The 8,408-nt window shown below is 59.8% G+C and carries 12 protein-coding genes; all 12 read left to right on the top strand.

Going from position 1 to position 8,408, the window contains the following annotated elements; all coding sequences use genetic code 11:
• The coding region (locus VGK14_RS12440; protein ID WP_331509407.1) for a crossover junction endodeoxyribonuclease RuvC at nt 1-267 on the top strand (267 nt) is incomplete at its 5' end.
• A gap of 31 nt (nt 268-298) precedes the next feature.
• Nucleotides 299-883, top strand: a complete 585-nt coding sequence (gene ruvA / locus VGK14_RS12435; protein WP_331509406.1) for a Holliday junction branch migration protein RuvA — start codon at nt 299-301, stop codon at nt 881-883.
• A 114-nt stretch (nt 884-997) separates the two neighbouring features.
• Nucleotides 998-2,035, top strand: a complete 1,038-nt coding sequence (gene ruvB, locus VGK14_RS12430) for a Holliday junction branch migration DNA helicase RuvB (protein ID WP_331509405.1) — start codon at nt 998-1,000, stop codon at nt 2,033-2,035.
• On the top strand, nt 2,028-2,435 hold the full coding sequence (ybgC, locus tag VGK14_RS12425) for a tol-pal system-associated acyl-CoA thioesterase (protein WP_331509404.1): 408 nt from the start codon (nt 2,028-2,030) through the stop codon (nt 2,433-2,435). The genes ruvB and ybgC overlap by 8 nt, the downstream gene beginning before the upstream one ends.
• Nucleotides 2,436-2,443: 8 nt before the next feature.
• Nucleotides 2,444-3,112 carry a protein TolQ gene (gene tolQ / locus VGK14_RS12420; RefSeq protein ID WP_331509403.1) on the top strand — a complete coding sequence of 223 codons (669 nt, stop codon included), beginning with the start codon at nt 2,444-2,446 and terminating at the stop codon, nt 3,110-3,112.
• 12 nt (nt 3,113-3,124) lie between these two features.
• Nucleotides 3,125-3,529 carry an ExbD/TolR family protein gene (locus VGK14_RS12415; RefSeq protein ID WP_331509402.1) on the top strand — a complete coding sequence of 135 codons (405 nt, stop codon included), beginning with the start codon at nt 3,125-3,127 and terminating at the stop codon, nt 3,527-3,529.
• 26 nt (nt 3,530-3,555) lie between these two features.
• On the top strand, nt 3,556-4,308 hold the full coding sequence (locus VGK14_RS12410) for a cell envelope integrity protein TolA (protein WP_331509401.1): 753 nt from the start codon (nt 3,556-3,558) through the stop codon (nt 4,306-4,308).
• 23 nt (nt 4,309-4,331) lie between these two features.
• Nucleotides 4,332-5,600, top strand: a complete 1,269-nt coding sequence (gene tolB / locus VGK14_RS12405) for a Tol-Pal system beta propeller repeat protein TolB (protein ID WP_331509400.1) — start codon at nt 4,332-4,334, stop codon at nt 5,598-5,600.
• A gap of 25 nt (nt 5,601-5,625) precedes the next feature.
• Nucleotides 5,626-6,186, top strand: coding sequence for a peptidoglycan-associated lipoprotein Pal (gene pal, locus VGK14_RS12400; RefSeq protein WP_331509399.1), 561 nt, complete (start codon nt 5,626-5,628; stop codon nt 6,184-6,186).
• Between the two features lie 21 nt (nt 6,187-6,207).
• Nucleotides 6,208-7,071, top strand: coding sequence for a tol-pal system protein YbgF (ybgF, locus tag VGK14_RS12395; RefSeq protein ID WP_331509398.1), 864 nt, complete (start codon nt 6,208-6,210; stop codon nt 7,069-7,071).
• Nucleotide 7,072: 1 nt separating this feature from the next.
• On the top strand, nt 7,073-7,711 hold the full coding sequence (queE, locus tag VGK14_RS12390) for a 7-carboxy-7-deazaguanine synthase QueE (protein ID WP_331509397.1): 639 nt from the start codon (nt 7,073-7,075) through the stop codon (nt 7,709-7,711).
• Nucleotides 7,708-8,385, top strand: coding sequence for a 7-cyano-7-deazaguanine synthase QueC (gene queC / locus VGK14_RS12385; protein WP_331509396.1), 678 nt, complete (start codon nt 7,708-7,710; stop codon nt 8,383-8,385). Before queE ends, queC begins: the two co-directional genes overlap by 4 nt.
• Nucleotides 8,386-8,408 lie beyond the last annotated feature (23 nt).

Genomic DNA, 8,408 nt, shown 5'->3' with positions numbered 1-8,408 from the left:
GGTGCGGCGATCAGCGCGGCAGTCCTGCGCGACCTGCCCGTGGCAGAATACACAGCCTTGCAGGTAAAGCAGGCAGTAGTCGGCAACGGACACGCCGGCAAGGAGCAGGTACAGGAAATGGTCAAGCGCCTGCTCAACCTGCCGGCCGCGCCCAAGCCCGACTCCGCCGACGCGCTGGCCTGCGCCATCTGCCATGCGCACGGCGGACAAGGACTGGGCAAGCTGGCCACCGCCGGCTTCCGGGTGCGTGGCGGCCGGCTGATATGAACGCATTTCCCGCATACTCTTTGGAGCAATTATGATCGGACGCCTGAGCGGCCTGCTGCTGGAGAAGAATCCACCGCAAATTCTCGTGGACGTGAGCGGCGTTGGCTACGAGGTGGAAGTGCCGATGAGCACGTTCTACAACCTGCCGGGCACCGGCGAACGCGTAACGCTGCACACCCAGTTCGTGGTGCGCGAGGACGCACAGCTGCTCTACGGTTTTCTGACCGACCGCGAGCGTATGACATTCCGTCAATTGCTCAAGGTCAACGGCATAGGCGCCAAGTCGGCGCTGGGTATACTAAGCGGTATGTCGGTGGACGATCTGGCGCAGGCGATTATGCTGCAGGAGGCGGCATTGCTGGTCAAGATTCCCGGCATCGGCAAGAAAACCGCCGAGCGCCTGCTGCTGGAACTGAAAGACAAGCTGGGTTTCGGAGCGGCGGGCGCACAGCCGGTTGGCGGGCAGCAGAAAACCGGCGTCAGCGACGTGCTCAATGCCTTGCTGGCACTGGGCTACAACGAGCGCGAAGCATTGTCTTCCGTCAAGCAACTGCCGGCAGGTTTGTCGGTTTCGGATGGTATTCGGCAAGCGCTCAAATCGCTATCCAAAACATGACGGCATGATCAACACCGGCCAACTTGTTCGCATTGCCTCGACAGCCCTCTTCATCGTTGGCTGTTTCCTGGTCTTGAGGTCTTTTAGTTTGTTCGCTGAAGCGGGGAATTCGCCATGATCGAAACCGACCGCCTGATCGCCACCGCCACGCTGGGGCGGGAGGAAGAAGCCCAGGAACGGGCGCTGCGCCCCAAGCTGCTGGACGAATATATCGGCCAGGAAAAAGCACGCGGCCAGCTGGAAATTTTCATCCATGCCGCACGCGGCCGGAGCGAAGCGCTGGACCATGTGCTGCTGTTCGGCCCGCCGGGGTTGGGCAAGACCACGCTGGCGCACATCATCGCCAAGGAAATGGGCGTCAGCCTGCGCCAGACCTCCGGGCCGGTGCTGGAGCGCGCCGGCGACCTGGCCGCGCTGCTGACCAACCTCGAACCCAACGACGTGCTGTTCATCGATGAAATCCACCGCTTGTCGCCCGTGGTCGAGGAAATCCTCTATCCGGCGATGGAAGACTACCGCCTCGACATCATGATAGGCGAAGGCCCGGCGGCAAGGTCGGTGCGGCTGGAACTGCCGCCGTTCACACTGGTGGGCGCCACCACCCGCGCCGGCATGCTCACCAATCCGTTGCGCGACCGCTTCGGCATCGTCGCCCGGCTGGAATTTTATACGCCGGAAGAGCTGGCGCGCATCGTCCACCGTTCCGCAGGTCTGCTGGAAGTCCCGCTGGTGGAGGATGGGGCGCTGGAAATCGCCCGCCGTTCGCGCGGCACACCACGAATTGCCAACCGGCTACTGCGCCGCGTCCGCGATTACGCCCAGGTAAAAGCCGACGGCACGGTGAGCTCGGCCGTGGCCGATGCAGCCCTGATCATGCTGGACGTGGACCGTCTGGGCCTGGACCTGATGGACAGAAAACTGCTGCTGGCAGTGCTGGAAAAATTTGGCGGCGGACCGGTAGGGGTGGAAAGCCTGGCCGCGGCCATCGGCGAAGAACGCGACACTATCGAGGACGTGCTGGAACCCTACCTGATCCAGCAAGGCTACCTGATGCGCACGCCGCGCGGCCGTATGGCGACTTCGATGGCTTACCAGCATTTCGGCCTGCCGCAGCCAAAGTCCGCCATAACTCCGGAGTTGTGGGATGAATAGCTTCAGTTGGCCGGTAAGGATTTATTACGAAGATACCGACGGCGGCGGCGTGGTCTACCACGCCAACTACCTCAAGTTCTTCGAACGCGCACGCACCGAGTGGCTGCGCAGCCTGGGCTGCGAGCAAACGGAACTCCGCAGCCGCGAAGGTGTCTTGTTCGTGGTGCGTACCGTTCAGATAAAATATGCCCGGCCGGCGCGTTTCAACCAGCTGCTCGATGTCGTGACGCATGTCGTCGAGCTGGGCCGCAGCCGGATTGTTTTCGACCAGAAATTGCAATACGGCGACGATATTTTGACGGCCGCCACCGTCGAAGTGGCCTGCGTAGCAAGCTCTTCTTTCAAGCCGGTGCCTATCCCTGCAATGTTGCGACAACATTTTGAAAGCAAACAATCGTGAATGTAAGCATGGCGCAAGATCTTTCCTTGTTGACCCTGATAACCGGGGCCAGTCTGCCGGTGCAGGCGGTAATGGCGATTCTGCTGCTGGGATCGCTGGTATCGTGGTGGTACATCTTTCTCAAGCTGTTCACGTTGAACCGCGCCGATCGTGCGGCAGTCGATTTCGAACACACGTTCTGGACCGGCGGCGACCTCACCAAGCTCTACGATAATATCAATGCCGGGCGCCGCACCACGCAAGGCATGGCCAGCATATTCGAGGCGGGTTTCAAGGAGTACGCCCGGCTCAAGAAACAGGGCGGCATGGAAGTGAACGGTCTGACCGAGAGCGCGCGCCGTGCGATGCGGGCAGCCTTCAACCGGGAAATGGACGACCTGGATGCGCACCTGCCCTTTCTCGCGTCGGTGGGCTCGGTGAGCCCGTATATCGGCCTGTTCGGTACCGTATGGGGCATCATGAATGCCTTTCGCGGATTGGCCAACGTCGCGCAGGCCACGCTCGCGCATGTCGCTCCGGGTATCGCCGAGGCCCTGATCGCCACTGCCATCGGCCTGTTTGCCGCGATCCCCGCGGTAATCGCCTATAACCGTTTTGCCTCCCACGTAGACCGGCTGGCGATCCGTTATGAAAGTTTCATGGAAGAGTTCACCAACATCCTGCAACGCAAGGGCTAAGAGGACGCCACCATGTCTCGCTCCCATCGCCCGCGGCGCCGCATGATGAACCAGATCAACGTCGTACCGTATATCGACGTGATGCTGGTGCTGCTGGTGATTTTCATGGTCACCGCACCGATGACCAATCCCGGCGTAGTCGAATTGCCGCAAGTGGGCCAGGCATTGAAACAAGCTGCGGCACCGCTGGTAATTACGGTCAAAAAAGACAAGTCGATCGAACTGGACGGCAAGCGCCTGCAGCGTGACGAACTGCTCGCCGCAATCCACGACAGCCTGAACAGGCACCCCGGTCAGGCCATCGTGATCGCCGCCGACAAGAGCGCGCGCTACGAAGAGGTCATAGGCGTGATGGATCTGCTTAAGCAAAACAAGATCGACAAGGTCGGGCTGCTGCTCAAGCCCGCTTCGGGATGATTCGCAGACGCGAAAGCCCACTTGCCGTGACGGCCGGCCTGCTGGCCCTGCTGGTCCACGGGCTGTTCTTCGTACTGCTGGCGGTGTCTTTCAGTTGGAAAAATATGCCGCCGCAGCAGATTGCCCAGGTTGAGTTGTGGGATAGCCTGCCGCAGCCTCATGTAGCTGCGCCAGGACCTAAACCGGAACCGCCGCCTCCGCCAAAAATCGAACCCAGACCGGAGCCTGCCCCGCCCCCCGAGCCCAAGGCGGAAATCCAGCTCAAGGCCAAGCCGCCGCTGCCGGAAGTGAAAAAGCCGCCCAAGGTCGAGCCGAAGAAGCCTGATCCCGCGCAGAAGGCCAAGGAAGACGAGAAGAAACGCAAGGATGAAATCCGCAAGCTGCAGCAGATGATGCTGGAAGATCAGCCCAGGGAGCATGAAACGCAACAAGCCGATGTGAAAAATACGACGGAGGCTAAACGCGCTGCTGAAACGCTGGCGGCTTCCAGCGGCATCATTAACGATTATCGTGGAAAAATCCAAGCTAAAATCAGGCGTTTCGTCAACCGGCAACTATGCGGCAATGGCAAGCCGGAACTGGTATTCGGGATCTCCTTGATGCCCACCGGCGAGATATCCGGCAATCCCCGTCTGACAAGAAGCAGCGGCATTCCGGCCTGCGACCAGGCAGTGGAACGTGCCATTTTGCAAGCACAACCATTACCGTTGCCGCCTCAGCCGGAACTTTTTGCCCAATTCCGTGATCTAGAACTCAAGTTCCGCCCTAACGATGATTAATAATTTCGTTTTATAATTCGCCGATGATTCGATGCCTGCTTTTATTGCCCTTGTTATTGCCCGCAATTTCCCGCGCCGCGCTCGATATCGAAATCGTCGGCGGTGCGGCGCAGCAAATCCCGATCGCCATTGTCCCGTTTGCCCAGCCGCAGACCGCCACCTTGCCGGAAAGCGTGCCTACGGTCATTGGCGCCGACCTGCGTCGCAGCGGAATGTTCCGCCTGCTGGAAACGCGAGGCGTGGTCAGCCAGCCCCATGATCCGGTCGATGTAAAATACCCCGAATGGGCGGCGTTGCAAGCGCAGGCACTGGTAATAGGCAAGGTGGAGCCGTCCGCCGCAGGCCGTCTCAAAGTGTCCTTCCGCTTGCTGGACGTGCTCAAGCAAAATCAGCTGACCGGACTGGAGTTCGACGTGACGCCGAGCCAGTTGCGGCAGACCGCTCATAAAATAGCCGATATCATTTATGAAAAACTGACCGGCGAACCAGGCGTATTCGCCACCCGCATCACTTACGTCAACAAGACCGGCAAACGCTTTACGCTGGTGGTGGCGGACGCCGACGGCAACAATCCGCAAACCGTGCTCTCCAGCGCCGAACCGATTATTTCGCCGGCGTGGTCGCCGGACGGCACCAGACTGGCCTACGTCTCGTTCGAGAAGAAAAAACCCGTCGTCTATGTGCAGTCGTTGACTTCGGGCCAACGCTACGTACTGGCCAATTTCAAGGGCAACAACAGCGCCCCGGCCTGGTCGCCTGATGGCAAAAGGCTGGCGATCGTGCTGACGCATGGCGCCAACTCGCGCTTAAGCCTGATCAATGCCGACGGCACCGGCATGCAGCCGCTATCGCAGGGTAGCGCGATCGATACCGAACCCTACTGGTCGCCCGACGGCAAGTGGATTTACTTCACCTCGGATCGCGGCGGCAGCCCGCAGATCTACCGCATTTCGCCGCTCGGCGGCGAAGCGCAGCGCGTCACCTTCGACGGCAGCTATAACGTAAGCCCACACCTTTCGCCCGACGGCAAATTACTCGCCTATATCCGCCGTGAGAACGGCAAATTCCAGGTTGCCGTGCGCGAATTGGCCAGCGGCCAGGTGCAGATATTGTCGGATTCGTCCCAGGACGAGTCGCCCAGCTTCGCGCCCAACGGCAGGCTGATCATATATGCCACCAGCGTCAATAACCGGGGTATATTGTCGGTGGTGTCCGCCGACGGTCGTGTAAAACAACGTCTCAGCGAGGCGGGGGATGTGCGGGAGCCTTCCTGGGGTCCCGCAGCGAATTAATTGTTCATCATAAAGGAGAAAAAGCATGAATAAGCAACTGGTAGGTGGTTTGATACTGGCAGTTCTTCTGGCGGCCTGTTCCAGCAAGCAAGTCAAGGAAGAGCCTAAAGCCGCTGTAGAGGACAAGAGCCCGGCAGCCACGGTGCAAGCTCCTGCAACGGTCAAGGAAGCCCCGCCGGCTGCGGAAACGACGCCTGCAGTCGAGCAAAAGATGGCGGTCAATCCGCTCAAGGATCCCAACAACATTCTTTCCAAGCGCAACGTTTACTTCGACTTCGACAAGGATGAGGTAAAGCCGGAGTACCGTGCGCTGGTAGAGGCGCATGCCAAGTACCTGAATGAACACACCGATGCCAAAGTCGTATTGCAGGGCAATGCCGACGAACGCGGCAGCCGCGAATACAACCTCGCGCTGGGCCAGCGCCGTTCCGTGGCGGTGAAGAAAGTCATGAACGTGCTAGGCGTGAACGACAAGCAGATCGAGACCGTGAGCTACGGCGAAGAGAAGCCGCGTTGCACCGACAAGACCGAAGCCTGCTGGGCTGAAAACCGCCGCGTCGACATCGTTTACGTCGGCGAAGAGTAAACCATTCTCATGACAAGGTGGGTGCTGGTTGTATGTTTGCTGCTGGGCGGTATCGGAACCGCCCAGGCGGGATTTTTCAGTGACGACGAAGCGCGTAAGAAAATCGCCGACCTGCAGCAGCAGCTCAGCCAGCTACAAGGCAAGCTGGATGAAGAGCTGAAGCAGCGTCAAGCGGTGGATGGCCGCGTTTCGACGCTGGAGAACCAGCTCAAAAGCCAGGGCATGATCGATCTGCTTAACCAGATCGATCGTATCAACGGTGAACTGGGCAAACTCAAGGGGCAGATCGAAGTGATGTCGCACGACGTTGAAGTCACTCAAAAGCGCCAACGCGACCTTTATGCCGACCTGGACGGCCGCTTGCGCAAACTCGAAAGCGGCCCCTCCGCTCCGGCATCGCCGGTCTCTGCATCTCCGGCTTCGGAAGCACCTGCCCAGCCAGCCGCCCCGGCAACGCCAACCGTTGCGCCGACCGCGCCAGCAGCGGATGCAGCGGCGGAACTGAAAGAGTATGAGTCGGCACACGCATTGTTCAAAACCGGCAAGTTTGCGCAGTCTGCCGAGGCGTTCGATAAGTTTCTGACCGCTTACCCGGATAGCAGATTCGCCCCGAACGCTCAATACTGGATGGGTTACGCGCATTTCTCACAGAAAAACTACAAGGCTGCGATCGCCGACCAGCAGAAGCTGTTGCAGCGTTACCCCGACCACCAGAAAGCGCCGGATGCGATGTACAACATCGCCAACAGCCAGATCCAGCTCGCCGACATCGACGGCGCGCGGCAAACACTCAGAAACCTGCTGACCAAGTATCCGTTGAGCGATACCGCCCCGCTGGCCAAGAAACGCTTAACGGCTATCGAATCGCTGAAATCGAAAAATTAGTTTGTCCTTAAGAATTCACGAAATCTTCTTCTCCCTGCAGGGAGAAACTTCTCGCACCGGCCTGCCCACGGCTTTTGTGCGCCTTACCGGCTGCCCGTTGCGTTGCGGCTATTGCGACACTGCCTATGCCTTTCAAGGTGGAGAAACGCTGGAACTGGACGAAATCCTGCGCCATGTAGAAGCCACCGGCGCGCATTACGTGACGGTGACCGGCGGCGAACCGCTGGCGCAGAAAGACTGCCTGCCGCTGGTGAAAATGCTGAGCAACGCCGGCCATGACGTATCGCTGGAAACCGGCGGCAGCCTGGATATCGCAGGCATCGACCCGCGGGTTTCCGTGATACTCGACGTCAAGACGCCGGGTTCCGGCGAAGTGGCAAAAAATCTCTGGAGCAATCTGCGGCATCTCAAACCCAGCGACGAGGTCAAGTTCGTCCTCTGCAATCGCGAGGACTACGAGTGGGCCCGGCAGATATTGACGGAGCACGGTATCGCCGGCAAATGTCCGGTGCTGTTTTCCCCGGCCTACAGCCGGCTTGCAGCGCGCGACCTGGCCGAATGGATACTCGCAGACCGGTTGCCGGTACGCTTCCAGCTACAGCTGCACAAAGCCTTGTGGGGCGAGGAAGCGGGGCGATGAAAAAGGCCGTCGTGCTGCTGTCGGGCGGGCTGGATTCCGCCACCGTACTGGCGATTGCCCGTAGCGAAGGCTACGCCTGTTACTGCCTGAGCTTCGATTACCACCAGCGCCACATTGCCGAACTCAACGCCGCGAGCCGTGTAGCGCGCGCCCTGGAAGCCGTCGAACACCGCGTGTTTCAGCTCGACCTTTCCACTTTCGGCGGCTCAGCACTTACCGACGCATCCATTGCCGTGCCGCAGGCTCCGAGCGCAGGCATTCCGATCACCTATGTGCCGGCGCGCAATACCATCATGCTCTCGCTGGCATTGGCCTGGGCGGAAGTACTCGGCGCACGGGATATTTTCATAGGCGTCAATGCGCTCGACTACTCGGGTTATCCGGATTGTCGGCGCGAATACATCGACGCCTTTCAGCACATGGCCAATCTTGCCACCAAAGCGGCCGTGGAAGGCCAGCCGGTGCGCATCCATGCGCCGCTGATCGACCTCAGCAAAGCGCAGATCGTCCGGCGCGGAACGGAGCTCGGCGTAGATTATGGGCTGACCGTTTCCTGCTACCAGGCCGACTCCGAGGGACGCGCTTGCGGACGATGCGATTCCTGCCGTTTGCGCCGGGAAGGTTTCATTGCCGCCGGATTGCCGGACCCTACCCATATGGCCTCTTGCGACTGACACGGCTTGCAGGCATTATTCGA

It is taken from the genome of Novimethylophilus sp., assembly GCF_036504375.1.
In the GTDB taxonomy this organism is placed as follows: domain Bacteria; phylum Pseudomonadota; class Gammaproteobacteria; order Burkholderiales; family Methylophilaceae; genus Novimethylophilus.
Note: the sequence above shows the minus strand (reverse complement) of the source record. Positions and strands in the feature narration are given on the sequence as shown.